The 26,680-nt window shown below is 65.4% G+C and carries 18 protein-coding genes and 1 pseudogene; 10 read left to right on the plus strand and 9 right to left on the minus strand.

The features are described 5' to 3' along the window. Nucleotides 1-326: 326 nt before the first annotated feature. The 6 genes and pseudogenes from QA635_RS09740 to QA635_RS09765 all read left to right on the plus strand — a co-directional run. Nucleotides 327-2,201, plus strand: a pseudogene (locus QA635_RS09740) (PAS domain-containing protein); the annotation flags it as partial. Further along, complete coding sequence (locus QA635_RS09745; protein ID WP_283068544.1) at nt 2,198-2,848, plus strand: response regulator transcription factor; 651 nt, start codon at nt 2,198-2,200, stop codon at nt 2,846-2,848. The pseudogene QA635_RS09740 and the gene QA635_RS09745, both read left to right, overlap by 4 nt. Beyond that, a complete protein-coding gene (locus QA635_RS09750; RefSeq protein WP_283068545.1) occupies nt 2,841-3,221 on the plus strand; it encodes a response regulator transcription factor in 381 nt (126 codons plus the stop codon). Before QA635_RS09745 ends, QA635_RS09750 begins: the two co-directional genes overlap by 8 nt. Beyond that, nucleotides 3,211-3,906, plus strand: coding sequence for a response regulator transcription factor (locus tag QA635_RS09755; RefSeq protein ID WP_253607040.1), 696 nt, complete (start codon nt 3,211-3,213; stop codon nt 3,904-3,906). Before QA635_RS09750 ends, QA635_RS09755 begins: the two co-directional genes overlap by 11 nt. A gap of 367 nt (nt 3,907-4,273) precedes the next feature. After that, complete coding sequence (locus QA635_RS09760) at nt 4,274-6,295, plus strand: autotransporter assembly complex protein TamA (protein WP_283068548.1); 2,022 nt, start codon at nt 4,274-4,276, stop codon at nt 6,293-6,295. Further along, a complete protein-coding gene (locus QA635_RS09765) occupies nt 6,295-10,644 on the plus strand; it encodes a translocation/assembly module TamB domain-containing protein (protein ID WP_283068550.1) in 4,350 nt (1,449 codons plus the stop codon). The genes QA635_RS09760 and QA635_RS09765 overlap by 1 nt, the downstream gene beginning before the upstream one ends. A gap of 19 nt (nt 10,645-10,663) precedes the next feature. On the opposite strand, the gene QA635_RS09770 is transcribed toward QA635_RS09765, so the two are convergent. Next, nucleotides 10,664-11,437 carry an SDR family oxidoreductase gene (locus QA635_RS09770; protein ID WP_283068552.1) on the minus strand — a complete coding sequence of 258 codons (774 nt, stop codon included), beginning with the start codon at nt 11,435-11,437 and terminating at the stop codon, nt 10,664-10,666. 135 nt (nt 11,438-11,572) lie between these two features. Here QA635_RS09770 and QA635_RS09775 point away from each other — a divergent pair, with 135 nt between their 5' ends. The 3 genes from QA635_RS09775 (at nt 11,573) to QA635_RS09785 (ending at nt 14,154) form a co-directional block, all read left to right on the plus strand. Then, nucleotides 11,573-12,481, plus strand: a complete 909-nt coding sequence (locus QA635_RS09775) for a LysR family transcriptional regulator (protein ID WP_283068553.1) — start codon at nt 11,573-11,575, stop codon at nt 12,479-12,481. A 63-nt stretch (nt 12,482-12,544) separates the two neighbouring features. Beyond that, on the plus strand, nt 12,545-13,165 hold the full coding sequence (locus QA635_RS09780) for a hypothetical protein (protein WP_283068554.1): 621 nt from the start codon (nt 12,545-12,547) through the stop codon (nt 13,163-13,165). A gap of 215 nt (nt 13,166-13,380) precedes the next feature. Then, nucleotides 13,381-14,154, plus strand: a complete 774-nt coding sequence (locus QA635_RS09785; RefSeq protein WP_253607047.1) for an SDR family NAD(P)-dependent oxidoreductase — start codon at nt 13,381-13,383, stop codon at nt 14,152-14,154. A 119-nt stretch (nt 14,155-14,273) separates the two neighbouring features. Here QA635_RS09785 and QA635_RS09790 read toward each other — a convergent pair whose 3' ends face one another. The 8 genes from QA635_RS09790 to QA635_RS09825 all read right to left on the minus strand — a co-directional run bounded on the left by QA635_RS09790 (nt 14,274) and on the right by QA635_RS09825 (nt 25,392). Then, complete coding sequence (locus QA635_RS09790; RefSeq protein WP_283071549.1) at nt 14,274-16,466, minus strand: TonB-dependent receptor; 2,193 nt, start codon at nt 16,464-16,466, stop codon at nt 14,274-14,276. Nucleotides 16,467-17,055: 589 nt separating this feature from the next. After that, nucleotides 17,056-18,483 (minus strand): FAD-binding protein, encoded by a 1,428-nt coding sequence (locus tag QA635_RS09795; protein ID WP_283068555.1) that lies wholly within the window; start codon nt 18,481-18,483, stop codon nt 17,056-17,058. Nucleotides 18,484-18,676: 193 nt separating this feature from the next. Next, complete coding sequence (locus QA635_RS09800) at nt 18,677-19,564, minus strand: LysR family transcriptional regulator (protein WP_283068557.1); 888 nt, start codon at nt 19,562-19,564, stop codon at nt 18,677-18,679. Between the two features lie 192 nt (nt 19,565-19,756). Beyond that, complete coding sequence (locus QA635_RS09805; protein ID WP_283068559.1) at nt 19,757-20,431, minus strand: RraA family protein; 675 nt, start codon at nt 20,429-20,431, stop codon at nt 19,757-19,759. A 185-nt stretch (nt 20,432-20,616) separates the two neighbouring features. Further along, nucleotides 20,617-21,642: an amidohydrolase family protein gene (locus QA635_RS09810; protein ID WP_283068561.1), complete on the minus strand. Its 1,026-nt coding sequence runs from the start codon at nt 21,640-21,642 to the stop codon at nt 20,617-20,619. A gap of 22 nt (nt 21,643-21,664) precedes the next feature. Next, nucleotides 21,665-22,993 (minus strand): MFS transporter, encoded by a 1,329-nt coding sequence (locus QA635_RS09815; protein ID WP_283068563.1) that lies wholly within the window; start codon nt 22,991-22,993, stop codon nt 21,665-21,667. Nucleotides 22,994-23,022: 29 nt separating this feature from the next. After that, nucleotides 23,023-24,354, minus strand: a complete 1,332-nt coding sequence (locus tag QA635_RS09820) for an MFS transporter (protein ID WP_283068565.1) — start codon at nt 24,352-24,354, stop codon at nt 23,023-23,025. Between the two features lie 51 nt (nt 24,355-24,405). Then, entirely contained in the window at nt 24,406-25,392 is a 987-nt protein-coding gene (locus tag QA635_RS09825; protein ID WP_283068567.1) for an NAD(P)-dependent oxidoreductase, read from the minus strand. A gap of 186 nt (nt 25,393-25,578) precedes the next feature. Here QA635_RS09825 and QA635_RS09830 point away from each other — a divergent pair, with 186 nt between their 5' ends. Continuing rightward, nucleotides 25,579-26,514, plus strand: a complete 936-nt coding sequence (locus QA635_RS09830) for a LysR substrate-binding domain-containing protein (protein ID WP_283068569.1) — start codon at nt 25,579-25,581, stop codon at nt 26,512-26,514. The last annotated feature ends 166 nt before the right edge of the window (nt 26,515-26,680 follow it).

A 26,680-nucleotide genomic window follows, 5' to 3' on the forward strand; every position in this document is an offset into this window, starting at 1 on the left:
TGCCAGCGTTGCCCCGCCAGCGCGCTTTCCTGGCGATCGCAACCTGCCTCGCCGGCGTTACCGCCAGCTGGCTCACGAAATCGCCCTTCGGCCTGCTGGCCGTGGTGGCTGCCCTGTACCTCCATGTCGACCGACGGGCAGCCCTGCTCCTGCGGGTCGTGTGGGCCGTCGCGTTCGTCGGCGCGATTGCCGCGCATTTCCATGCGCACGACCCCCAGAGCGCCGCGCTATCGCTGGCGCTGTTTGCCATCCTCGCGCTTTGCATCGGCGAGATCGTCGCGATCCCGTCATCGGCAAAGCTGAGCGCCGATGCGGTGCAGGCCATGCGGATCATCGAGAGCATGCCGGCCTACACCTGGTCGGCGAGCCCGGATGGTCACATCACCCATGTGAGTGCGAGTACGCTGGCCTATCTCGGCGAGCTCGCCGACAAGACCGGGCTGTTTCACGTTCTGGACAATGCCGGCTGGCGGCGTGCCATCCATCCCGACGACTATGCGCAGGTGATGGAGATCCGCCGCCATTCCCTGAAGACCGGTATTCCGTTCGATGCAGAGTATCGGGTGCGCGGCTCGGACGGAACCTATCGCTGGTTTCGGTCGTTCGGTTCGCTGTCGCGCGATGAGCGGGGCGAACTGGCCGGCTGGTACGGCACGATGATCAATATCGAGGCGAAGAGGCAGGCGGAGGACGCGCTGCGCAAGAGCGAACGCCAGCTTCAGCAACTGATCGACGCGGTGCCCGCGCTGATCTGGAGCACGACGCCGGATGGAACGCCGACCTATGTCAACAAGCGGTTCAAGGTCGCAACCGGTGCTTCCCTCGAGGACATCACCGCGCCCGACGGATCGCCGTCGCTGAGTGTCGTTCACCCGGACGACAGGGCGGCCGCGATTGCGGCGATCACCCACTCGTTCAGGACGGGCGAGCCTTACGTCATGATCTATCGCCAGCTCCGCGCCGGGGGTGCCTACCACTGGACGGAGACCCGCGCCGAGCCGCTGCGCGACGATGCCGGCAATATCATCCAGTGGTACGGCGTGAGCGTCGATATCCACGACCTGGTGACGGCCCAGGAGGCGGTGAAGGAGAGCGAGCGATCGCTGCGCCAACTCGTCGAGACGCTGCCGGCCATGATCGATTGCGCCGCGCCGGATGGCGAGCCGATCTATCGCAGCCGTCAGCTCCGCGAGTTTCTTGGATACGATCTCGAGGAGCTCGACGGCAATGAGAAGGGGCGCCTCGAAGCGACGCTCGACGCCGGTGTCCATCCCGACGACCTTGACGGCGTCAAGCAGCGATACGCGCACTCATTGGCGTCGGGCGAGCCGTATGCCCGCAGGCACCGTCTGCGGCGTTTCGACGGCGAGTATCGCTGGGTCGAGACCCGCGCCGGCGCGATGCGCAACGCCGATGGCGCCATCGTGCAGTGGAATGTGATCTGTCTGGACATCGACGCCGAGGTGCGGGCGCAGGAAGAGTTACGGATGGCGCAGGCCGAGCTTGCCGGCGCAAGCCAGGCGGCGAGCCTTGCCGAGCTCTCGGCATCGATCGCGCACGAGGTGAACCAGCCGCTGGCCGCCGTCGTGGCCAATTCGCATGCCTGCCAGCGCTGGCTGACGGCGGACCCGCCAAACCTGGAGCGGGCGCGCAAGACGGTCGAGCGCATCATCCGCGACGCGAATGGCGCCGCCGATGTCGTGAGCCGCATCCGCGCCTTGTTCAGGCAATCGCTCGACAAGCGAAGCAGCGCGGAGTTGGGCAGCATCATCGCCGAGGTGCGCGAGCTGATGTCCGAAGAAGCCGTGCGGCGCCGCATCCGGCTCGATATCGATGTCGAATCCGCCATACCGCCCGTGACCGTCGATCGCGTTCAGATCCAGCAGGTTCTGAGCAACCTGATCCGCAACGGCATGGAGGCCATGGAGCGGGCCGTCGACGACAGATCGATCCGGATTCGCCTCGATCGGATCGAGGATGCGGTTCGGGTGCGGATCAGCGACCGTGGCCCGGGCGTCGAATTCCCAGACCGGGTGTTTCAGCCGTTTTTCACGACGAAGGAGTCCGGGATGGGCATGGGCCTTGCGATCTGCCGCTCGATCGTCGAGTCGCATGGCGGGCATTTGTGGGCGGAAGAAAATGAGCCGCACGGCGCCAGCTTCATTTTCACATTGCCGATTGAGGCGAACAGGGCGACATGACGGCCGAGGAGCAGATTGTCTTCATCGTGGACGACGACGAGCGCATTCGCGAGGCGTTGAGTGAGCTGTTGGCCTCGCATGGCGTCGAGACCGCGACGTTCGCCTCCGCCGGGGCGTATATCGACGCCGGGAAGCCGGACGTGCCGGCCTGTCTGGTGCTCGACGTTGAGCTACCCGACATCAACGGGCTCGATCTGCAGCGGCAGATCGCGCAGGGCGATCATCCGCCGATCGTGTTCATCACCGGGCATGGCGATATCCCGTCGTCGGTTCGTGCCATCAAGCATGGTGCGCTGGATTTTCTGACCAAGCCGTTCAGCGATGACGACGTGATGGCCGCGATCCGGGCGGCGATCGACCAGGACCGGGTCAGGAGGGCGGATCGCGCCGAACTCTCCGGCTTGCGGCAGCGTTACCTCAGCCTGACGCCGCGTGAGCGTGACGTGTTGCCGCTCGTGGTCAGCGGCCTCATGAACAAGCAGGCGGCAGCGGAACTCGGCATCAGCGAGGTGACGCTTCAGATCCATCGAAGGAATGTGATGCAGAAAATGGCGGCGGCGTCGCTCGCCGACCTCGTGCGCAGCGCGGAGCGGCTGCAAATTCCCGTCACCCACTCCCGGCGCGGCGGAGGGACCGACCGTGAGTAAGGGGGTTGTCGCTGTTGTCGACGACGATCCGAGGCTGGTTGAATCGCTGGCGGAGCTGTTGGAGTCCGCAGGCTATCAGACATGCTGCTTCTCGTCGGCGCAGGCGCTGCTCGCTGCCGGCTTTGCCAATGTGGACGTGCTCATCACCGATGTCGGCATTCCCGGGGTTGATGGCTTCGAGCTTCGCAGGCGCGCCCTGAAGCAGCGGCCGGACCTGCCGGTGTTCCTGATCAGCGGTCGCCATGAGGTGGCGGATCAGAGCCGTGCCCAGGGATTGAGCGGATTCTTCCGCAAGCCGTTCGACGGCCGGGCGCTGCTCGCCGCGGTGGATGATGCCCTGCGTGACGGAAGGGAGGGGAAGCATGAGGATTGACGCGCCGCTGCAACGACGCCTGCCGTCAGCCCGGCCGCTGCCGGGCGATAATGCTGCGCAACCGGTCGTTCTGATCGTCGATGACGATGCGTCGGTGCGGGAGGCGTTGTCCGAATTGATCCTGTCGGTCGGCTTCCAGTCGATCGGCTTCGCTTCCACCAGGGAGTTGCTCGAGGCAGATGTCCTGCAACGCCCCGGCTGTCTCATCCTCGACGTGCGGATGCCGGGCGCCAGCGGTCTCGACCTGCAAGCCTATCTGGTCCAGAACGGCAATCCCAAGCCGATCATCTTCCTGACCGGACATGGCGACATTCCGATGACCGTGCAGGCGATGAAGGCCGGCGCCATCGACTTCCTCACCAAGCCGGTGCGGGACCAGGCGTTGCTCGACGCCGTGCTCGCCGGCATCACGATGGATGCGGCGCGCCGGCAGCAGGCCCTGGTCGTCAAGGGCTATCTCGAACGCGTCAGGATGCTGACACCGCGCGAGCGCGAGGTGCTGCACAGGGTTGCGCATGGCGGCGTCAACAAGCAGATCGCCTTCGAGCTCGGGATCAGCGAGGTGACCGTCAAGCTGCATCGTGCCAACGTCATGCGCAAGCTGCAGGCGTCTTCGATCGGTGACCTCATCCGGATCTGGGAGGCGCTGCCGAAAGCCGTGCGCGAGACCGCCGTCGAAGGATGATCCTGGCACTCTTCCGCAAGCTGAGCAGGAACTCGATCAGGCGTTGGAACAACACGCGGCCCGATGACGCAGCTCTCGGTTGACCTGCCGACGGTTCGAGCATCAGGCCAAACGATGGCGCGACGCGCGTGGCGGATTGTTCGCAAAGCGCAGTTGCCGGAACCGATCGCAGCGAGCGTCGGAGATTTCGATAATTGGGACGAACGTGGAAGTTCCCTTGCGTTTGCCCAACATTGTCCATCATGAGTCTATCAACTTCGCGTGTGGTGCCTGTTGAATGCGGAGACAGGGGATCGCCGGAACCTGAGGTGCAGAGGCTCGGGTCGCGTCAACAGGCAGGCGGAGCGGAACAATCAAGCAAATCGTGGTGCGACGATGCCTGCCGCCTTTGCCGGCGCGGGCAAGGCGAAGGTATTTCATCGCTGCAGCGCGACGCGTTCTGCGTTCGGCGTGCGTCGCTGTCGTCGGTTGCTCGCTGTGCGAGCAGGCTCACGCGCTCGACTTCTTTGGTCTGTTCGGTTCCGACGATCCGCCGCCGGTCAGCGCCACGACACTGTCCTATCGGTTGGAGATCGAAGCCAAGACGCCGGAGGGCAAGAACGATAGCGACGCCGAACAGGCATTGCGCGATGCCGCCGGCACCTATCGCCTTCGACAGGAACCGCCCCCGGACGGGGAAGGTCTCGCGCGCCGGCTGCAGGCGGATATCAATCCGCTGCTCGATGCCCTTTGGGGGCTTGGCCGCTACAACGCCCAGATCGATGTGACGATAGATGGAGTTCCAATCTCCTTCGACGAGATCGGGCTTGCCGCGGCGGCGCGTCGGGCCGACACCTTTCGCAATCGGACCGTTGTGCCCGTCAAGGTCATCGCGCGACTTGGTCCGTTGTTCACGCTGCGCGCCGTTGATGTAGACTATCCGCGCGACCAAGCGCCGCAGGGATTGCCGCGCCGCGCGTTTGCGCTGAAGTCCGGCGATCCCGCGATCTCTGCCGACCTGCGCGCTGCGCAGGTGAAACTCGTCGACTGGTTCCGCAGCAATGGACATCCGCTCGCGAAGGTCGCCGACGTCAAGGCCACCGTCGATCATGGCGCCGCCGCGATGGACCTTCGGTTGCGGGTCGAAGCGGGCCCCAAGGCCGGCATCGGCGCCGTGACGATCTCGGGCGGAGACGTCGATCCGAGAGTGGTGGCCACGCACGTCTACCTGAGGGAAGGCGAGCCTTATTCGCCAGAGCGGCTCGCCTTGGCGAAAACCTCGATCGCAAAGATCCCGGCCATCGGGGGAATTCGCGTCCGCGAGGCGGACAAGCTCGATGCCAATGGCAATCTGCCGGTCTTCATCGATTTGACGGAAAGGCCCAGGCACGCGGTGGGCCTCTCGGCGAAATATTCCACCGTCGATGGTCCCGGCATTGCTGGCTACTACGAGGATCGGAACATATTCGGCGGCGGCGAGCGCCTGAGGCTCGAAGCGTCCGCCTCGCTCTTGCAACGGATCGACGGCACGTCCTTCACCGGCTTCAATAATCTGAGCGGCTCGGATTTCGGCGCACGGTTTACCGGCACCTTCATCAAGCCAGGCTTGTTCGGTACGGCCAACGATCTACTGATCGAGGCCACTGCGTTCCGCGAGCGTGTCGGCAACAACGACCTCGGCGGTTACACTGACGACACGGTGCGCGGCACGTTCGGCGTGATCCATCGCTTTTCGGAGGCGGCTTCGCTGCAGGCCGGTCTTCAGGTCGAGCAATCGAAATCGCAGGACGTGCTGGGGCGGGTCGATGCGACATTGATCGGCTTCACGGCGACCGGCCGCTACGACACGACAGACAATCCGCTCGACCCCACGCGCGGTGTGCGCCTCTCGGCGACCGTCAATGCCTATCCGAAGCTGATGGGTTCCACGATCGATCTGTTCGAAGCGCGGGTTGCGGGCTCGGCCTATTATGCGCTCGACGAGCAGGCCGACTACGTGCTGGCGGGTCGGTTGGCCGCAGGCTCGCTTGCGGGCGCGCCGCTCGACCAGATTCCGGATGCACATCGCTTCTTCGCCGGCGGCGGCGGATCCGTGCGCGGTTACGGCTTCAACACCATTTCGCCGATGATGTTCGGTCAAATCACCGGTGGTCGCAGCCTGATCGAGGGCTCCGCCGAGGTGCGGGTCAGGATCACGCCCACCATCGGCCTCGTGCCATTCTTCGACTTTGGCACCGCCTCCCGATCATCCCTGCCAGGCTTCGACGACTATGTGGGCTACGGCGCGGGACTTGGCTTGCGTTATCTCACGCCAGTCGGCCCGATCCGCCTTGACGTTGCGACACCGCTGAACCCTCGCCCCGGAGACAGCCGTTACGCGATCTATGTCAGCATTGGGCAAGCCTTCTGATGCGCATCCGACGGCTGTTCATTATCGGTTCCGCCGTCGCGGCCCTGGGTCTCATCGCTGCCGCGGTGCTTGGTGTCGTTCTCTACGGAATGGTGGGCGGGAGCGGCGAGAACCAGCAGGATGTGCTGGCCAGTCTTGTCTCGCGGACGCTCTCGACGCCGGCGACCCAGGTCCATGTCGGCGCCGTCGATGGTGTGCTGTCCTCGGATGCAACGGTCCGCGACGTTAGCATCACCGACAAGGACGGAGTCTGGCTGACGCTCGACAAGGCGCGCCTCGTCTGGCGACGCAGCGCACTGTTGCTGGGGCGGCTGGAAATCGACCGTCTCGAGATCGGTACGCTTGAGATCAGGCGAAAGCCGCTTCCGTCCGACCAGCCTGCCGCCGAGTCCGATCAGCCGATGCTGCCTGACCTTCCGGTGAAGGTGCAGGTGAAGGCTTTCGACCTGCGGGCCCTGACGCTGGGACAGTCGATTCTGGGTGAAGCTTTGAGTGTCGCGGCGACCGGCAATACCGAGCTCGGCTCGCCCTCGGAAGGGCTCGTCTTCAACCTCGATGCCACCCGCAAGGATTTCCCGGGCCACTTCAAGGCCGCTCTCGCCTACGTTCCGCAGGGAAATGCGCTTACCCTCGACGTCACGCTCGACGAGCCAGCCCACGGACTCATGTCGAAGCTCGGCCATCTGCCGGGCGAGCCGCCCGTCACATTCGCACTGGGAGGCAAGGGCACGCTCGACAGCTTTCGTGGTGCCCTGAAGTTGCAGGCCGGCCCCACGATCGATGCGACCGGCACGATTACGCTTGAGCGAAACGGCGCGGCCCGAGTGCTTGCAACGCGCCTTATCAGCCACCTCGAACCGTTGTTGCCAGCGATCGCCGCGCCGGTCTTCGCCGGTGAAACCAATCTCGACAGTACGACGCATTTTGGTGACGACGGCAGCGTCGCCCTGGACGGGCTGACGCTGACGAGCCGTCTCGCACGGCTCGACGCGAAAGGTTTGCTCGGAGCCGACAAGGTCGTGGATTTTGCGGCTTCGATCCGCTCCTTGCCAAGCAACGGCGACGTGACTGAGACTGACCAAGGCTCGATCCGCAGCCTCGTTTTCGACAGCCGCGTCAACGGCCCAATCAAGGCTCCCACAGCATCGGTCAAGCTCGCGCTGTCGGGTGCTCATCTGCCGGACGCAGACGTCGAGACGCTTGATGCTTCGATCACGGCCGTTCCTCGTGCCGAGGCCAGCGATCCGGCAACGCGTATCATCCTTGACGCGAACCTGCGCGCTTCCGGCATTGCGCCACGCGACGCGAGTTTGGCGGCCGCGATCGGTAACACCGCGTCGCTCGTGCTCCATGGCGATACGGACCTGGGCGGCCGCGCCAGGATCGAGCGTCTCGAGATCGGCACATCAACGGTTCAGGCCACCTATACAGGCGATGTCAGCGCCGATCGCCTGAATGGCCGGGCAACCGGAACCGTGCCCGACCTCGGCGTCTTTGCTGACCTTGCCGGGTTGAAGCTCAAGGGCTCGGTGGCGTTCGGCCTCGATCTCGACACGGATTTACAGCGTGGCAGCTTCGATATCAGAATGTCAGGTGCCGGCGAGAAGCTTGCGACGGGACTTGCGGCGCTCGATGGGCTTGCGGGGGCGCGGCTCGCACTCGCCGCCGACATCTCTGGCGATGGCCGCGACACTTACACGGTCCGCGGCGCGTCGATCGACGGAGCCCATGTTGCGGTTCGCGCCAAAGGAACAGTGAGGCGCGACTCGAGCGACCTGTCGGCGCGTGTGGACCTGCCGGATCTCTCGGCGGCCGATGCGCGCCTCACCGGTGCGGGAGCTCTCGACGTCGGCCTGACCGGCGGGCTCGCGCATCCCGGGGTTTCGTTCGCGGCCTCGGTGGATCGCGCCAGCGCGATGCGGCGTCCGATTCCGCATCTGGCGCTCGCTGCGACGGTCAACGACATCAACGGAGTCTGCGCTGTCGAGGCCAAGCTCGATGGCTCCGTCGACGGCAAGCCAGCGCGCGGGATTGTTCAGCTGAGTCGTCGATCGTCGGAGCCCGACGATCGCGCAGCTCCCGCCTTTGCAGGATGGCACGCAAAGACCATCGACATCGCGATCGGATCGGTATCCCTGAAGGGGGCAGCAACGATCGACGCCCAGAGATTCGCCAGCGGGCAGATTCGCTTCGCAGCCGGGGCGCTCGCCGATCTCTCGCCGCTTGCCCTCACAGAGCTCGCCGGTTCGGCCTCACTCGACCTTGCCGCTTCGGCCGACGGCGGCCAACAGTCGGTCCGGCTTGCCGGCAAGGGTGCCGGAATCCGTGCCGCGGGTGCGGCCGTCCGCAGTTTCGATCTGCGCGCCGATGGCGCCGATCTCTACAGCCATCCGGTGCTCAATGCTGATGTGCAGGTCAATGGTGCCGAGTTCGGCGGTCAGACAATCTCAAACGTCACGCTGGCGGCCACGGGCAATGCCGATGCGAGCGCGATCGGCCTGTCCGCCAAGGCTGCCGGATTCGATCTCGATGCCGCGGGTGCACTGACCACCAGGGAGCGGGTGCGGTTCGATCTCAACCGCTTCACCGCGCGCCGTGGCGCCAAAGCGATTGCGCTGCAGGGCCCCGCGGGCTTCACGCTCGACGATGGCACGGTGTTGATCGAGCATCTGGCGCTCGGGATTGGACGTGGCCGCTTCACGGTGGACGGCAAAGCCGGTCAGGTGCTCGACCTCAAGGCCATGGCCAGCGCGATCCCGCTCGGCGAGGCCGATGTCGCGATACCCGGTCTGGGCCTGAGCGGGACCCTCGACGCGTCAGCGGCCATTGCGGGCTCCATGAGCGCGCCGACCGGCCAGTACAAGGTCGCGGTCAAGCAGCTCACCGCGCCGCAGACCAGAAGCGCCGGCCTGCCGCCGATCGACGTTGCCGCGGACGGACGATTAGATGGCAGCCGCGCGAGCCTCAACACCACAATTGCCGCGGGAAGAGCCGGCGCGATCACGGCGTCGGGTACGGTGCCGCTCGACGCCACGGGTCCGATCGCGCTGACCGCGAAGGGCCGCCTCGATGCCGCCATCGCCAATGCCGCGCTTTCCGCCTCCGGCCGTACCGTGTCCGGCAGCGTTACGCTCGATGCCCGTGTCGGCGGCACACGTACCAAGCCCCAGATCGGCGGTGTCGCCACCATGAGCGGAGGTACCTTCCGTGACAGCATGCTCGGTACGCGCCTCGATGCCGTCGAGGCGAAAATCACCGCCGAAGGAGAGCGCATCGTCGTGGAGCGCCTAGCCGCGGTGACGCCCAACGGCGGTACGTTGTCCGGCTCCGGTGAGGTACGGGTCGCCCCGGATGCAGGCTTTCCAGGCACGATCTCGATTCGCGGTCAGCAGGCGACGCTTGCTTCCAGCGCGCTGGCGACCGCGCAGGCCAATCTCGCCATTGACGTCACAGGCGCCCTGGCACGCGATCCGCGGATCGTCGGTCGCGTCGACTTGACTCGCGTGAACGTCGATATTCCGGATCGCCTGCCGTCGACGCTGAAGCCGATCGATGGCATCAACCATGTGAACGCCTCCGGACAGGCCGCTGCACGGCTCGCAGCTGCGCGCAAGGCCGAGACGCCGAAAGACAACAAGAAGCGTCCGGCGCTCTTCAACGCCGCGCTCGACGTGACAGTTTCGGCGCCGAACCACGTCTTCATCCATGGCCGCGGGGTAACCGCGGAACTCGGCGGCTCCGTTCATGTCGGCGGCACGAGCAACGCGCCGGTTCCGAAGGGAGCCTTCTCGCTCTATCAGGGCAAGCTGGTGGTGCTCGGAAAGACGCTGACCTTCACCAAGGGCAATCTCTCCTTCAATGGCGATCTCGCGCCCGAGCTCGATTTCGCGGCAGAGATACAGGCCTCTGACATCACCGCGCAGGTCGGAATCTCGGGCCCGGCGGCCGCGCCGGTCTTCGCCTTCCATTCGCAGCCCGAGTTGCCGCAGGACGAGATCCTGTCGCACATTCTCTTTCAGAAAGCTTCGGGCAGCCTGACGACCTCGCAGGCCGTGCAACTCGCAGGGGCCGCGGCTCAGTTCGCCAGTGGTGGCGAGGGAACGGTGGACCGCATGCGCCGCTCGCTCGGGGTCGACAATCTGGACGTGGGCGCCGGAGCGGGCGGTCCGATGGTCGGCGCCTCGCGCGCGATCGGCGACAGGCTGAGCGTGGGCGTGCGGACGGGTGCGAGCGCCAGCCAGTCAGGAGTGTCGGCCAATGTCGACGTGACACGCCATATCCGCGTCGAGTCGGATGTCGATGCGAAGGGCTCGACATCCGTCGGAGTCGGCACACGGTTCGAATGGTAAAGGCGACTGAGATCGCGCCTCACTTCGTGGTGTAGCCGCCGTTGACGAGGATGGTCTGGCCGGTCATCCACCAGCCGTCCGACACCAGCAGGCGGATCCACGGCACGATATCCTTGATGTCGGTGAGGCCGGTCCTGGAGAAGCCGGACAATGCTGCCGCCGATTTGTGGTAGGCGACCGCGTCCGCGCCTTCGGCCGGATAGAAGAACGGCGTGTCCATCGGGCCGGGTCCGATTGCGGTGACCGAGATGCCGCGCGCGCCGAACTCCTTCGATGCCGCGCGGGTGAAATGCTCGACCGGCGCCTTGGTGCCGGCATAGGCCGCATAGAACCGCGTGTAGGCGCCGAGCAGAGACGTCACCAGCGTGCAGATCTTGCCGTTGTCGTTGACGTGGCGGCCAGCCTCCTTGAGGAAGAAGAACGCGGACTTGGCGTTGACCGCGCTCATCGCGTCATATTCGGCCTCCGAGATCTCGACCATCGGTTTCTTCAGCACCTTGCCGACGGTGTTGATCGCGATGTCGGGGCGGCCGATCGCGGCGACCGCCTCAGTGAACAGCTTCTCCATCGCGCCTGCTGTTGTGAGATTGGCCTGGAAGGCGACCGCCTTGCTACCTGCGGCCTGCAGCGCCGCCGCCGTCGCGTCGGCATCGGCCTTGGTGGCCGCGCTGTTGTAGTGGATCGCGATCGCCCTGGCGCCGTGGGCGGCGAGATCGCGCGCGATCAGGCCGCCGAGATTCTTGGCGCCGCCGGCGATGATGACGGTCTTGCCCTTGATGCTGTGGTCGGTCATGGCGTTCGCCTCTCCAGGTCTCGCGGCCGCGCCCTGCGGCCGCTTTCTGGAGAGGACGATATCGTCTAGAATTTGCCGATAAAGCCATGCATCCTGATATCACTTGTCGGGAATGGCGAACAATCGGGGACGATTTTGGACCGCATCGACCTGTTCCGCATCTTCGCTCGCGTCGTCGAGTGCGCGAGCTTTACGCGGGCGGCCGATACGCTGGGCCTGCCGCGCTCGTCGGTCTCGTCAGCGGTCGCAGAACTGGGGCAGCGCGTCGGCGCGCGGCTGCTGCATCGCACGACGCGAAAGGTGTCGCCCACGCATGACGGAGCGGCCTTCTACGAACGAGCCTTGCGCGTCGTTGCCGATGTCGAGGAAGCCGAGACTCTGTTCCGCCACGCCGCCGCCGAACCGTCCGGCAGGCTCAGGGTCGACGTGCCCGGGCGGATCGGCCGCCTGGTCATCGCGCCGGCGTTGCCGGCTTTCCTTGATCGTTATCCGCAGATCGACATCGATCTCGGCGTCACCGACCGCGCCATCAACCTGATCGAGGATTCCGCCGATTGCGTCGTGCGTGTCGGCCCGCTCAGCGATTCCGGCCTGATCGCGCGGCCGCTCGGCGATCTGACGCTGATCAATGTCGCAAGCCCCGGATATCTCGCGCGCCACGGCACGCCGCGCACGCCCGACGATCTCGGCGCGCATTGGGCGGTCAACTACGCCTCGCCCTCCACCGGCCGCATCGAGGAATGGGAGTGGTGCGAGCAGGGCGCAACCCGCACGATCGCGATGCGTGGCCGCGTCACCGTCAACAGCGCCGAGGCCTATATCGCCTGCTGCCTCGCCGGCCTCGGCCTGATCCAGATTCCCGCCTACGACGTGAAGCGGCACCTCGATGCCGGAGAGCTCGTCGAGCTGATGCCGCGGCACCGCGCCGCGCCGATGCCGATGACCTTGCTCTATCCGCACCGTCAGCATCTGTCGCGGCGGCTGCAGGTGTTTGCCGACTGGTTGACGGATTTGCTGAAACAGAAGCTGCTCGCGGCGGAGTAGGGGCGCAGGCTGGTGTTCCCGGTCGGTGGGAGGTATAATCCCGGCGCTCGTGACGGTAACCTGATGACCACTTTGGTAAGTAAATTCGGCCTTGCAAGCGTAGTGTTGGCGCTGTGCCTGAGCGGCCAGCAGGCCAGTGCCCAGGCCGGCCTGGTGCGCTACTGGACGCCGGGCTCGCTGTTCGGCTTCGGCGGCAGCCTTGCCGACGGCCAGAAGGCGGATACTTACGGAAACTTTCCGAGCTTTGACGCCGCCAGCGCGCAAGGCGGCGATTTCTCATATCTGAACGGCCGGCCCGACGGCTGGTTCGCCGGCAGCGAAGGCGGTCGCGTCGGCTGGAACGCACTCGGCCAATCAGCGGCGTTCGGCTCGCTGGAATATCAGGGCGCGCAGTTCGGATACAATTTCAGGGGCGTCGGTAATACGCCCGTGACCTTCTTCGCCGGCTTCGACACCCTGAAATACAATCCGCCCGGTGCCGGCGGGCCGCTGGCGCCGTTCAGCGGCAATCCCGGTGTCAACGCCGGCTATTCTGCGCGCGCGGGCCTCGAGTTCCGGCCGACTTCGAATCTCAGCCTGTCCTTCGGCGCGAGCTTCACCCAGCAAGGGGCGGAGCGGATGGACAGCGACATCCATTCGCAGCTGCTGCCCGGCCAGTCTCCGGTCCTGTTCGGCGGCCGGTAAAGCGCGATGAGAATCGTCATCGCGCTTTAGCTCTTTGTCTGAGCATGATCTCCGCGCAAACGCGTCCCGCGTTTGTCGCGAGGGAAAACCGCTTCGCACTTTTCCGAATCATGCTTTAGCGCGTCAGCGCAAGACGGCAGCGCTGCGGTCCTGATTCAACCAAAACTTCAGAACCCAAGAAGGCTCGAAGTCACGGGCACAGTCAGGATCGAAACATGGACATGCAGGGCAAGATCGCACTCGTCACCGCCGCGGCATCCGGCGCCGGCCGCGCCGGGGCACGCATCCTCGCGCGCGAAGGCGCGGCGGTCGCGGTGGTCGACCAGAACGAGGCCGGCGCGAAGGCGGTGGTCGACGAGATCAAAAAGGGCGGCGGACGCGCGCTGGCGCTGACCGGCGATCTGCGCGACGACGGCTTTGCGCGCGATATCGTCACGGCAACGGTGAAGGAATTCGGCGCGCTCGACTGCGTGTGGAATCACCTCGGTATTCCCGGTCCGTCCGTGATCGACGATCTGGAAGGCTGGGATCTCAGCGTCGATCTCAACCTGCGCTCGCAGCTGATCACCACCAATGCGGCGCTCGGCCAGATGACCGCGCGGCGCCAGGGCAGCATCCTGTTCACCGCATCGACCTCGGGCCTGGTCGGCTCGCCGTGGAGCCCGACCTATTCGGCGGCGAAGGCCGGCGTGATCGGGCTGGCGCGCGCGCTCGCCAAGCGCCACGCCAAGGATGGCGTCCGCGTCAACGCGATCTGCCCCGGTGCGATCGACACGCCGATGCTGCGGGTATTCGTCAACCGGCCGGACCAGCCGGGCCACAACGAGGCCGATCCGGAGGAGCTGATCAAGGCCGCGGTCACCCGCAATCCGATGGGCCGCGCCGCGCGTCCCGAGGAGATCGCGGAGGTCGCGGTGTTCCTGCTGTCGGACAAGGCGTCGTTCGTCACCGGCATCGCGATGCCGGTCGACGGCGGGACGGTGGCGTAGCGTCTTCCAGGGATTGCCCTAAAGCATGATCCGGAAAAGTGCGAAGCGGTTTTCCGAAAAGATCATGCTCAAACAAAGAGCTAAAGCGCGATGACGATTCAACCTAATCTCATCGCGCTTTAGAACTTCGCCCTGATACCGGCATAGGCGGCGAGTGGCATGCCGGGCACGAAGGTGCGCGGATCGGTTAGCTGGGCCATCAAATTGGGCGAAGCTCCGGCGCTGGCAAAGCCGCCGGTCTCGTAGAACGCGCCGCCGAGATAATAATGCTGGTTGAAGACGTTGTTGATCAGGCCGAACACCTCGATATTCGGCGTGATCTTGTAGGAGGTGTGCAGGTTCACGACCGCGTAGGCCGGGACCTTCTGGCTCTGGTTGGTGTCGTCGCCGATCAGCCACTGGCTGCCGACCACGTTGACGTCGGCGCCGACCTTCCACGCGTCGGTGGCGAGGTACTCGACACCTGCCTTGAAGCGGTGCGCCGGAATGCCCGGGATATGGTCGCCCGGCTTGACGTTGATGAACCGGACGTCGTCGTTGTTCGGGTCGGTCAGGGCGTTCGGGTTGTCGGGAGCCGGCAACGTGTTTGCGCTTCGATAGGTCGCATCGATGAAGGTGTAGTTGGCATAGGCGTTCCAGCGATTGACGCGGTAGTCGAGCTTGGCTTCGATGCCCTGCCGCAGGGTCTGCCCTGCATTTTGGAAATAGCCGAAATTGCCTGTGCCGATCGGGCTCTGCACCCGGATGATGTCGTCGTCGGACAGAGTGTGGAATGCGCCGACGCCCCAGCTCAGCACGCCGGTCCTGGCGTCGTTGCCCCAGGTGCCGCGGAAGCCGGCCTCGACGGTGTGCGAAACCACCTGCTTGAGCGGCGGATCCGACACCAGGAAGGAATCGATGACGCAGGGGCGGGCCGGATCGGAGCAGCCGAGCTCGAGCGGCGTCGGCGCGCGGTTGGCCTCCGAATAGCCGGCATAGAAGGTGAGGTTCGGCGTGATCTTGTAGGTGCCGCCGATCACCGGGTTGAGGCGCTGGAATCGGTTACTGCTGTTGAGCTGGTTATTTGTCCCGGTCTGGTCCTGCAGATCGATCTGGGCATAGTTGAATCGTCCACCAGCAGTGACCGAGAACCTGTTCGTCACGTCGAAGGTATCGGTGAGATAGACGCCGGTGTAGGTGTTGGTGGCGCGCAGGTCGACCGGGGCGAGACCGGCATCGGGCTGGTTGATGAAGATGCCGGTGCCGGTCACGAACAGGTTGTTCGGATCGATCGTTCCGAGCTCGCTGGTCGCCGTGAATTTCGTGTTGCCGTGGTCGACACTGACGCCCATCACAACGTGGTTGTCGTGTCCGAACAGCTTGTCCGAGTTGGTCAGCTGGGCTGTGCCGCCGAAGCTGTTGGTCGCGGCCCGGTTGCGGTCGACTTCGCCAAGGAAGGCGTTGCCCAGCGTGTTCGGAACCGAGGGACCTCCCGCCGGACCGAAAATCGGCAGGTCGTCGCCGATGCACAAACTGTCTCCCCCGTCGCAGGCATGCACGTCGGTGCCGTTGCCGTCGACATGGGTCTGCCGGAAGCCGCGGAAATAGGCATTGCCCTGGAAGGACCAGGTATCCGAGAAATTATGGTTCAGCGTGGCGTTGACGAAGGCGAGTTGAAGCAGCGTCGTCTGCGGCCAAGTGTAGACGCTCGACCAGCGTTGATTGAGCATCTGCACCGGCGTTGCCGCGACATTGCCGAGCAGGTTGCTGGCGCCGGTGAAATTGACATGAAATTCGGTGTCGTCGTTGCGTGCGCCAACGTCCACATACATGCGGTTGATGTGCGACGAATTGGCGTAGTCGCGCCAGCCGCGATCATACGCGGATTCGAACGCAGCGTAGGCGGAGATGTTGTCCCTCTGGCCGCCGGCCTGCACGCTGCCCTGCACGCGCCCGTAGGAGCCGCCGAACAGTTCAGCCTCGGAGCCCTGATAGGTGAATCCGTTCTTCATCTGGATGCTCAGCGCGCCGCCGATCGCGTTGAGGCCGAACACCGGATTGTTGGGAAACAATGCGACGCTGTCGATGGCCTTTTCCGGGATGAAATCCCAGTTGACCACGTCGCCCCAGGATTCGTTGATGCGCACGCCGTTCTGGTAGACCGCGATGCCCTGCGGCGTGCCCTGGACCGGCGAGGCGGTAAAGCCGCGGTAGTCGAGATTGCGCTGGAACGGATTGCCGGTCTGGTCGCCGAGCGTGACGCCCGGCAGCTTGCGGTTCACAGCATCGAGGAAGTTGGTCGAATAGTTGTGACTGAAATCCTGCGTCGTCATCACCGCGGTGTTGGACGGGACCTTGTCGCGATCAATCAGGGTGGAGTCGCGGTCGGAGGGGCCGGGTGCAGCGGTGCCGACATCGGGGCCCGCTGCCGGAGCAACAGGCCCGGTTCGGGTTCGCGCGGTTCGCGTGGTCCGAACCACCGGCCGTGCCGTCGGCCTTGCGCTGCGGGTGCCGGCCAGAGGTGTGGGCGCAATCACGTTGACGGGCGGCAGTTCAGTGGGGACCGGATCGGCCGTCTGAGCGTGCAGGACAGTCGATGGCAGTGCAGAGCCAATAACAGCCAGCACGGCCGCAGCGCCGTGCGTATAGACCGAAGAAGACAAAGACCGTGTTGCCGTACGCAACAACGCAGCAGCCATGACGCCCACCCCCAAGCCGCGGTTCGGCTTGATCCCCGACGAACCTTGGCTCGGAGACTGCGGGAACGCCCTTGCTTTGGCAAACAAGATCAATCCCGGGGGACCGGGATTCTTTTCCATCTGGAATCGGGAAAAATTCCCGATTCCATCCCTCGCGGGACCAACCGGCTGCATACCGGCCGGTTTCGGTCGGCGTGCTACTTCTGTTCACGCGGCGCCGGGATCAGAACAGATTGTAGCCGGGGGTCAGCAGATTGGCCGGATCGTAACGCCGCTTGGCGTCGCGCAGCTTCGGCCAGGCCGAGCCGAAGTGGCGTTCCCAATCCTTCGGCGCCATGGGCAGCGCGCTGACTGGATATTGGATGCCGCCCGCACCGCGGATCTGCTCGTAAAGCAGGCGGTTCTTCGACAGCGTCTGGCCAACCCCTGCCGCACCTGCCGACGCCGGCATGTGAACGATGTTGAAGCAGAAGGCGATGTTGCCATCGGGCCACCGCACCAGCGGCGTGCCCGACGCGCGCGTGTTCAGGGGATAAAAGGTCACTCGCCCGAGCGGCCCGATCTCCTCAACCGAGAGGCGGCCGATCATCTCGTCGGCCAGGTGCTCGGCGTTGCCGTCAGGCAGAAACGTGAACAACCAGGGGTGCGGGCTCGACCACAGCCCCTTCGACCTGAGCAGCGCTTCCAATTTCGCGAAGGCAAGCGCGTCGTCGTGATAGGCCAGATCGGTGATCACCGCCGTATTGCGGTCGTCGGACAGGGATCCAAGCACGGCGCCGTCGTTTGGGGGCGAACCCTTGTCGTAGAACACGGCGCCTTCGAGCTGGTATCGCCAGCGTCCGGGGCCGGTCGGGAGAATGGCCCCCTGTAATTGATCGAAGCGATCGTCTTGAAGCGCGCGGCGCTGGTCTGCAGCCAGTGAGGCAAGGTCCCGGTAGAAAAGCTGGTATCGGCGGACGCGCTCGGGCGCGCGCACCAGCTTCAGGGTTGCCCGTGTGATCAGACCGCACTGTGCAAGCCCGGCCCGGGCGGCATCGAACAGATCGGCGTGCGACTGCGGCGAACAGGTCAATTGCTCGCCGGTTCCCGTAACCATGTCCAGCGAGAGAACATGGTCTGTCTGCATGCCATGGCGCGACGAACTGCCGCCGATTCCGCCGACGGAGATCGTGCCGCCGACGGAAAGGCCGAGATAGTTGGTGAGCACCGGGGGCGTGAGGCCTTGCGCCAGGGTCGCTTCGAGGACGCGTTCCCACGTCGTGCCGGCATCGACGACGATACGATCGGCCGCAATGTGGTGGATCGCGTTGAGCGAGGTCATCTCGATGACGATGCCACCTTCGATCAGCGCGCGGCCATAGGTCGAATGGCCTTGCCCGCGTGCCGCTATCTTCTGCCCTGACTTGCCGGCCCAACGAACCAGGCGGACGACATCGGTGGCGGAGCCGGGCTTCAGCACCGCACGAGGTTGGCCTTGAACGATGTTGCCGAAATCGCGGGAAACGGCGGCGCGGTCGTTGTTGTCGTTGCTGAGCGCAATAGCAGCCGGGAGCAGGTCGCACGCGTCTTGGCTGAGCTCGCCGTCGGCCGCGGACCCGTCGCAACCCTGAGCCTGCGCCAGCGTCGTCGGGTAGGCGGCGCGAGACGCCAACGCTGCGGCCGCGCAAAGTCCTGCGCCGAGCAGGGTACGCCTGTTCGTCATGGGGCCTCCTCATGTGCATGATGCGGCAAGCCTCGTTGCCGCTCACCCGCACAATGGGTTCGGCACGCTTGCCGGACAATCAGCGCCTGGCGGGAAGCACCTTCCCATTTGCCGAGAGAATGGCGATGGCGCGCGCCAGTGTCTAAAGCTGCTCGTGCTTCAGTCGATCGACCAGGCTATCGGCGAACAGGCGCGTCTTTGCCGCCGGCATGCCGCTTGGCGGGAACACCGCATGGATCGGCATTCGCGGTGCTTCGAACTCCTCGAGAACAATTTCGATCGCGCCATCGTTGACGAGATCACGGACCTGCCAGAACGGCCCGTATCCGAGGCCGAGGCCGTCACGTGCAGCGGCGCAGAACGCCGCGGTATTGTCGGTCTCGAAGCAGCCATTCACCCGAACCGTCCTGATGCCGCCATCGATCTGAAACCGCCATATCGCGGGCTCGCCCCCGCTCGTGGTGCGGAGGACGCATTGATGCCGGTCGAGATCGTCGGGATGAGCCGGGCGTCCGTAACGGGCGAAGTAGCGCGGCGCGCCGTAGACGACGGTACGAATCTCACCAAGCCGTCGGGCCTTGAGCGACGAATCCGGCAACTCCCTGATCCGGATGGCGATGTCGAAGCCATCGCCGACAACATCGATGGCTCGATCCGAGGCCTTGAGTTCAGCCTTGATCAGGGGGTAGCGGGCAATGAAGTCCGCGATGACGGGCACGATAAACGCCGACGCGAACTGCACCGGCGCGGCGATGCGAAGCAGGCCCGACGGTTCGGCGCGCTGGCTGGCCGCTTCGAGACGTGCCTCGCTGATCTGCGCAACGGCAGGTTTGACGCGCCGATAGAACGCCAATCCCGCCTCGGTCGGAAACGACTGCCGGGTTGTACGTCGCACCAACTCGACGCCGACGCTGCGTTCGAGTGTCATCAGCGATCGATTGACCGATTGCAATGAGCGGCCCAGCCGACGTGCGGCCGCCGTCTGGCTACCGGCATCGATGACCGCGAGAAAGACTTCGATATCTTCCATCGAGCCACCTCATTCTCCCGCAAACCGGAAGGATATTACGGTGTGAGGGGATTGTCAGGAGAGGCTGGCCGTTCGCCGGGAACCGATCCGGCAGGGAACCGGCATGGCACGACGCGCGATCTCGACCGCGCTTGTCGCATTCGGTGACGCTCGATGCGGGACGCCGGGCAGCGTCCCGCATCAGCGTCCATCTCAGTCCTTGAACTCGCAGCCGAGGCGCTGCAGGGCCTCGTCGACCCAGCGGCGGTCGCTGGTGCCGGCGAGGATCTGCTGGATGGCCTTTTCCTCGGTGGCCTTCTTGGCCTCGGTCAGCTTGCAGATGGCCTCGGCGTCGTCATAGGGCACGCAGAGCACGCCGTCGTCGTCGGCCACGATGAGATCGCCGGGTTCGACGATCATGCCGTCGATCGAGATGGCGCAATTGATCTCGCCCGGGCCGTCCTTGTAGGGGCCGCGATGGGCGACGCCGGCGGCGAACACCGGGAACGATCCGGCGCGGATCGCGCCGGCATCGCGGATCGAGCCGTCGATCACGAAGCCCGCGACGCCCTTCGTCTCGGCCAAGGTCGACATGATCTCGCCGATGATGGCGTTGACCAGGACGCCGCCGGCATCGACCACGATCACGTCGCCGGGCTGGGCCAGGTCGATCGCCTTGTGCACCATCAGATTGTCGCCGGGCCGGGTCTTGACCGTCAGCGCCGGGCCGCCGAGCCAGCCGCCCGCGTGCATCGGCCGCAGCCGGTTGGTGCCCGCGATCCGCGACATCGAATCGCTGATATTGGCGACCGGCAGGGTGCGGTAGCGCGCGACGAGATCGGGCGACACTTTCCGCTTCGCCTTGTGAATAGCAAATCCTATGGCCATCGGTTTTCTCCGAGATTGATTGGTTGAAGTCGATTGTCGGTCTTGCTGCTTGGTTGGACCCTCATGGTGAGGAGCGCGGAACGCGCGTCTCGAACCATGTGGCCCGGTTGGGGCCTGCATCCTTCGAGATGCCCGCTTCGCGGGCTCCTCAGGATGAGGAGTTGGAGTGCTTGTCTCGGCAACGTTCAATGCGCGCGGTGGTCGAGATGGGCGTTGAGGCGAGGATAGACGCGGCGGGCATTGCCTTCAAAGATCTTGGCCTTGTCCGCCGCGCTCAGCGGCAGCGCGTCGATATAGCGGCGGGTGTCGTCGAAGTGATGACCCGTTTCAGGATCGATGCCGCGCACGGCGCCGACCATCTCCGACGCAAACAGGATGTTCTCGACCGGAATCACCCTGGTCAACAGCTCGATGCCGGGCAGGTGATACACGCAGGTGTCGAAGAACACGTTCCTCAAGAGATGCTCCGACAGCGGCGGCAGCTTCATGTCCTGCGCCAGGCCGCGGTAGCGGCCCCAGTGATAGGGCACCGCGCCGCCGCCATGCGGGATGATGAACCGCAGGGTCGGGAATCGCTTGAACAGATCCGAGGTCAGGAACTGCATGAATGCGGTGGTGTCGCCGTTGAGGTAATGCGCGCCGGTGCCGTGGAAGCAGGGATTGCAGGACGAGGAGACATGGACCATCGCGGGCACGTCGAGCTCGACCATCTTCTCATACAGCGGATACCACCATTCGTCGGTCAGCGGCGGATCGCACCAATAGCCGCCGGCGGGATCGGGATTGAGGTTGCAGCCGACGAAGCCGAGTTGGGTCACGCAGCGCTCCAGCTCCTCGATGCAGTTGGCAGGCTTGACCCCCGGGCTCTGCGGCAGCTGGCACACGGGGACGAAGTTCTGCGGGAACAGCGTGCAGACCCGGTGCACGAGGTCGTTGCAGATCGTGGTCCATTCGCGGCTGGTCGCTTCCTTGCCGACGTGATGCGCCATGCCGGCGGCGCGCGGCGAGAAGATGGTGACGTCGGTGCCGCGCTCCTTCTGCAGGCGGAGCTGCGCGCCCTCGACGCTGGAGCGGATCTCGTCATCGGTGATGCCGAGATTGGTGGTGAGCGGTCGGCGCGACTTGTCGGCGAGGCCGGCGAACTGCTTGTCGCGGAAGATCTGCAGCTTGGCCGGCTCGGTGGTGTAATGGCCGTGACAATCGATGATCATGGTTGCTTCCTTGGCAGGGGTGTCAGTGTGCGACGGATGACGGGATCGCGCCCGTCAATTCCGCCTCGCGCGGCTTGACGCGCATGGTGGCGGCGATGGCGGAGGCGACGAGCAGGAAGCCGGCGATCCCGACCAATGCCCAGGAGAAGCTTCCGGTGGAGTCCTTGATCAGGCCGATGCACCACGGCCCGATCAGCCCGCCGAACTGCGCCAGCGTGTTGACCAGCGCGATCGAGGCGGCGCCGGCCGCCCCGGTCAGCAGCGAGGCGTTGATGCTCCAGAACAGCGGGTTGCCGGCGTTGAGGCTGAAGCCGACGATGCACAGGAACACGAAGGCCAGCACCGGGCTCGCGACATAGGCGCTGCCGAGCATCGCGACCGCGGCGAGCAAGTAAACTGCTGCGAGATGAAACTTGCGATCGCCGGTCTTGTCCGAGCTGCGACTGACCACGATGGTGCCGATCACGCCGAGCAGCGGCGGGATCGCCGAGAGGAAGCCGACCTGGATGTTGCTGAGATTGCCCATGCCCTTGATGATCTGCGGCAGCCACAGCAAGAGGCCGTAGATCCCGACCAATGCGCAGCCGAACAGCGCCGCCAGCAGCCAGACCCGGATATCGAGCACGCATTCGATCAACCTGTGCTGCCCCTGTTGTTCGATCTCGGCCCGCTCGGCGGCGAGTTGGCCCTCCAGCCAGGCTGCCTGTTCCTTGGTGAGCCAGCTCGCCTTGGCCGGGCGGTCGGTGAGATAATAGAGCGTGAACAGGCCGAGCAGAATGGTCGGCACGCCCTCGGCGAGGAACATCCATTGCCAGCCGTGGAGACCGGCAGCGCCATCGAACCAGGTCATGATGCTGGTCGAGATCGGCCCGCCCAAGACCGCCGAGAACGAGCCGGCGATGATGTATCCCGCCACCGCGCGGGCGCGATAGCGCGCCGGGAACCAGTAGGTGAGGTAAAGCACCACGCCGGGCATGAAGCCGGCTTCCGCGACGCCGAGGCCGAACCGCATGACGTAGAGGCTGAGCGGATTCCAGACAAAGGCGGTCAGCGCGGCGACGAGGCCCCAGGTGATCAGGATGCGCGCCAGCCAGATCCGCGCCCCGAGCCAGTGCAGCATCAGGTTGCTCGGCACCTCGAGCACCATGTAGCCGAGGAAGAAGATGCTGGCCGCGAAGCCGAAGATCGCGGGGCTGAGGCCGAGGTCCTTGTTCATCGTCAGCCCGGCATAGCCGAGATTGATGCGGTCGAGATAGTTGAAGAACATCATCACGAACAGGATCGGGATCAGCCGCCAATAGACGCGGCGGATGGTCTGCTGTTCGAGCTCAGTGACGGACGCACCAGTCATTGCATTCCTCCCGTTCATTGTGATGGCGTTCATTGGGTCGCGACGCCATTTCGGATGTTGTTGGGGTGCTCCACCTCGCGTTCGGCAGGCAGCCGTTCGGCGCCGTCCGAAGCTGCGCCTGCCGCCATCGTTCTGAGGTCGATGCCCTGCTGCTCGGGCAGCAGCAATGCCGCGCAGAAGGCGGCGGTGTAGCCGCAGATGGCGCAGATCGCCATTGCGTCGCCGAGATGCATCCGCGTCGAGAGAATGCCGACGGTCGCCGGCACGATCGAGCCGAGGCCGCGCCCGGCGCTCAGCGCAAAGCCGGCGCCATTGGCGCGGATGCTGGTCGGAAACAGCTCGGCAAAGGTCGGCATCAGGCCGGAGGCGAGGCCGGCCTGCAGCGCGCCGAGGAAGAATCCGAGGATGACGGTGATGCCCTGGCCGATCGGCGCCTGCGTGTAGACCGCGACGTTCAGCGCCTGGCAGATCAGGAACAGCATGAAACCCTTGCGGCGGCCGATGCGGTCGGCGATCAGGCCGAACGCGATCGGTCCGACGAACGATCCGAAGATGTTGACGGCGAGATAGCCGGCGGTGTGCGTGACCGGCAGATGCAGCCCGGTTTGCAGATAGGTCGGCAGCCAGGTGATCATCACATAAGCCGCGCCGAGCGTGCCCGTGGTGAAAAAGGTCGCGACCAGCGTCTTGAACAGATGCTCACCGGTGAAGATGGTCCAGAAGCTGTGCGTCGGCGAGGCGGCGCGCTGTGCCTTCTCCTCGACGAAGATCGCGGATTCCGGCACGAAGCGGCGGACGAAGAACACCAGCAGCGCGGGGAGGATTCCGATCGCGAAGAACACGCGCCAGGCCATGTCCTGCGACAGCCAGCCGAAGATAACGGGAAACAGCGCCACCGATAGCGCATTGCCGACAGCGTATCCGCTTTGGATCGCGGCGGCGACGCGGCCGCGCATGCCGGCCGAAACCACTTCGGCGACCAGCACGGCGCCGACCGCGGCCTCGCCGCCATAGCCCATGCCCTGGACGGCGCGTGCGACCAAGAGATACCAGAAGCCGTCGGCAAAGGCGGCGGCAAAGGTCGAGACCGCGACCAGGAGGATGGTGAATTGCAGCACGCGCACCCGGCCGAACCGGTCCGCGGCAATTCCGGCGACCCAGCCGCCCAGGGCGGTGCCGATCAACGAGCTGGAAGCCAGAATGCCGGCGTCAGGCCGCGACAGGCTCAGCGTTGCGATCAGCGCCGGCGTGACCAGCGCGTAGATCGTCGTGTCCATCGAATCGAGTGCAAGGCCGCCGAAGGCGGCGAAGAAGGTCTTGCGTTCGACGGCGGACAGCTTGGACAGCCACCCCAGATTCATGTTCGTTTCCTCTTGATATCGCGGCCTCTTGCTGGGCCGTTTCTGCGAAATTTAAGGCGCGTCGAGTGCCGCCGGGTTCACCACATTGGCGCGATCGATGTCGCATTGCGTGAGGACAGCTGCGATGTTGCGCGCGGCCTCGACGCCGGTCCGCGTGATCGATGCTCCGGTTTGGGCTGCGATATGCGGCGTCACGATCAGGTTCGGCGCCTGCAGGATCGGCCGGTCCTTCGCCGGCGGCTCCTCCGCCAGCGTGTCGAGGCCGGCGCCGGCGAGATGGCCGCTTCGCAGCGCCGCGCACAACGCGTCCTCGTCGACCAGCGCGCCGCGCGCGGTATTGATCAGGAGGGAACCGGGCTTCATGGCGTTGAGCCGCCCGGCATCGATCATGCCGCGCGTCGTATCGGTCAGCGGCGCGTGCAGGCTGACGATGTCGGAGACCGCGAGCAATTCGGCGAGGTCGGCGGCTTCGCGCGCCAGTGCCGGATCGACACGGCCTTTGCTCCGGCCGAGCGCGACGACGCTCATGCCGAGCGCGGCCGCCGCGCGGGCGACGTGCCGGGCGATGCGGCCGAAGCCGACCAGGCCGATCGTGCGGCCGCGGATTTCGCGGCCGCGATAGGTGGCGCGGTCCCAGGCGCCGGAATGGGTTCGCGCGTTCAGGCTGACGACGTCGCGCCCGAGCGCGAGGATCAGCGCGATGGTGTGCTCGGCAACCGCGGGCGCATTCGCGTCGCCCGCGACCATCACCAGCACGCGCTTGGCTGTTGCGGCGTCGATATCGACGCTATCGACGCCGGCGCCGTGCTTTGCGATCACGCGCAGGTGCGGATTGCCGGCGATGGTGGCGGCGGAGAACACCGGATTGCCGCGCATCAGGATCGCCTGCGTCGGCGCCCGCGCCATCTCGTGCGTGAGACGTTCGGGCGTGACGGCATCGCGCATCAGCACGACATCTGCGCCGATCTCGCCGAGGACATTGACGGCGGCCGGCGCGAGGCTGTCGCCGGTGACGAGAACGCGAAACGGAGCGGTCATCTTCTATCGTTCGCTGCGATATTGCATGGCTGACCCGCTGCGCGCGCCGCGCAATTGTGCCTGAACCTGACGCATTTCACGGGCTTCTCCCTTGGAGGACTGGTGATTTCGCGCGAAGATCGGGAAACGGCCCCGTGAGGTCAAATACCTTGTTGACCCCCGACTTATAGGGAATCGGAATAAGCGATGGATTACAGGCAGCTCCGTTACTTCATCGCGGTGGCCGAAGAGCTCAGCTTCAGCCGCGCAGCGAAACGTTTGCATGTCAGCCAGCCGCCGCTGAGCACGCAGATCAAGGCGATGGAGGAAGAACTCGGCACGCGCCTGTTGGCGCGGACGCGGCGCGCGGTGGAACTGACGCAGGCCGGACAATTGCTGCTGGAACACGCGCGGCGCGCGGTCAGCGAGCTTGATCTGGCGTCGGAGACGGTGCGCCGTGCGGCGCGCGGCGAGGCCGGCATGATCCGCGTCGGCTTCACCGGCTCGGTCCCGATGCTCGACATGTTCGCCGAGCTGTTCCGCAGCTTTCGCGCCAGCTATCCGCGGGTGAAGATCGAGCTCCGGCACATGTCGACGGCAACGCAGCTGCGCGCGCTTGCCGACGCCGAGCTCGATGTCGCGATCATGCGCCCGCCGCTCGATTTCAGGCCGGCGGCCGATCTGCAGGTCCATGTGGTGTGGCGCGACCGGCTGATGGTGTTCCTGCCGCTGGATCATCCGCTCGCTGGCGCGAAGGGCGCGCTCGAGATGTCCGATCTTGCCGAGCATGAATTCGTCGGCATGGCCGAGAGCGGCTGCGGTGTCGGCGATCAGGCCGCGATGCTGTGCCGGCGGGCGGGCTTTGCCCCGCGTGTGGTGCAGGAGGCGCATGAATTGCGCACCGTGCTCAGCCTGGTTGCGGCCGGGATTGGGCTTTCGATCCTGCCGTCCTGCTACCAGCAGGCCGGCGTGATGAATGTGGTGGCGAAGCCGCTGGACACGCCGGATGCGGAGAGCCGCATGCTGGTGGCGGTGCGCTCCAACGCCTCGCTGCTGCCGCGCCGGTTCGTCGAATGCGCGCTGCAGGCGGCGTCGCGCAGCGCACCGCCGCTCGTTCCCGAGGTTGCGGCAGCGGGTCGTTGATCGTGCCGCACGCCCTATACTTTCGTCGGCCGTAGTCTTCCGGCATCCCGTCTGGCCTTGCTCTTGCATCGTTCAATGTCAGGTGCTGGGGCGCGGATATGTCGCGTTCTCGCCCGCGACGGCAGCGTCGCAGGCGAGCAGTCTGTGACGCGCGCCCGCAGCTGGA

Origin of the sequence: Bradyrhizobium brasilense, from assembly GCF_029714345.1 — a bacterium.
GTDB lineage: Bacteria > Pseudomonadota > Alphaproteobacteria > Rhizobiales > Xanthobacteraceae > Bradyrhizobium > Bradyrhizobium australafricanum.

Bases quoted from the DNA above. Each gene is read 5' to 3' on its own strand.
- QA635_RS09745 (WP_283068544.1), top strand. From the start codon at position 2,198: ATGACGGCCGAGGAGCAGATTGTCTTCATCGTGGACGACGACGAGCGC.
- QA635_RS09755 (WP_253607040.1), top strand. From the start codon at position 3,211: ATGAGGATTGACGCGCCGCTGCAACGACGCCTGCCGTCAGCCCGGCCG.
- QA635_RS09765 (WP_283068550.1), top strand. From the start codon at position 6,295: ATGCGCATCCGACGGCTGTTCATTATCGGTTCCGCCGTCGCGGCCCTG.
- QA635_RS09770 (WP_283068552.1), bottom strand. From the start codon at position 11,437: ATGACCGACCACAGCATCAAGGGCAAGACCGTCATCATCGCCGGCGGC.
- QA635_RS09780 (WP_283068554.1), top strand. From the start codon at position 12,545: ATGACCACTTTGGTAAGTAAATTCGGCCTTGCAAGCGTAGTGTTGGCG.
- QA635_RS09785 (WP_253607047.1), top strand. From the start codon at position 13,381: ATGGACATGCAGGGCAAGATCGCACTCGTCACCGCCGCGGCATCCGGC.
- QA635_RS09790 (WP_283071549.1), bottom strand. From the start codon at position 16,466: ATGACGACGCAGGATTTCAGTCACAACTATTCGACCAACTTCCTCGAT.
- QA635_RS09800 (WP_283068557.1), bottom strand. From the start codon at position 19,564: ATGGAAGATATCGAAGTCTTTCTCGCGGTCATCGATGCCGGTAGCCAG.
- QA635_RS09805 (WP_283068559.1), bottom strand. From the start codon at position 20,431: ATGGCCATAGGATTTGCTATTCACAAGGCGAAGCGGAAAGTGTCGCCC.
- QA635_RS09810 (WP_283068561.1), bottom strand. From the start codon at position 21,642: ATGATCATCGATTGTCACGGCCATTACACCACCGAGCCGGCCAAGCTG.
- QA635_RS09815 (WP_283068563.1), bottom strand. From the start codon at position 22,993: ATGACTGGTGCGTCCGTCACTGAGCTCGAACAGCAGACCATCCGCCGC.
- QA635_RS09820 (WP_283068565.1), bottom strand. From the start codon at position 24,354: ATGAATCTGGGGTGGCTGTCCAAGCTGTCCGCCGTCGAACGCAAGACC.
- QA635_RS09825 (WP_283068567.1), bottom strand. From the start codon at position 25,392: ATGACCGCTCCGTTTCGCGTTCTCGTCACCGGCGACAGCCTCGCGCCG.
- QA635_RS09830 (WP_283068569.1), top strand. From the start codon at position 25,579: ATGGATTACAGGCAGCTCCGTTACTTCATCGCGGTGGCCGAAGAGCTC.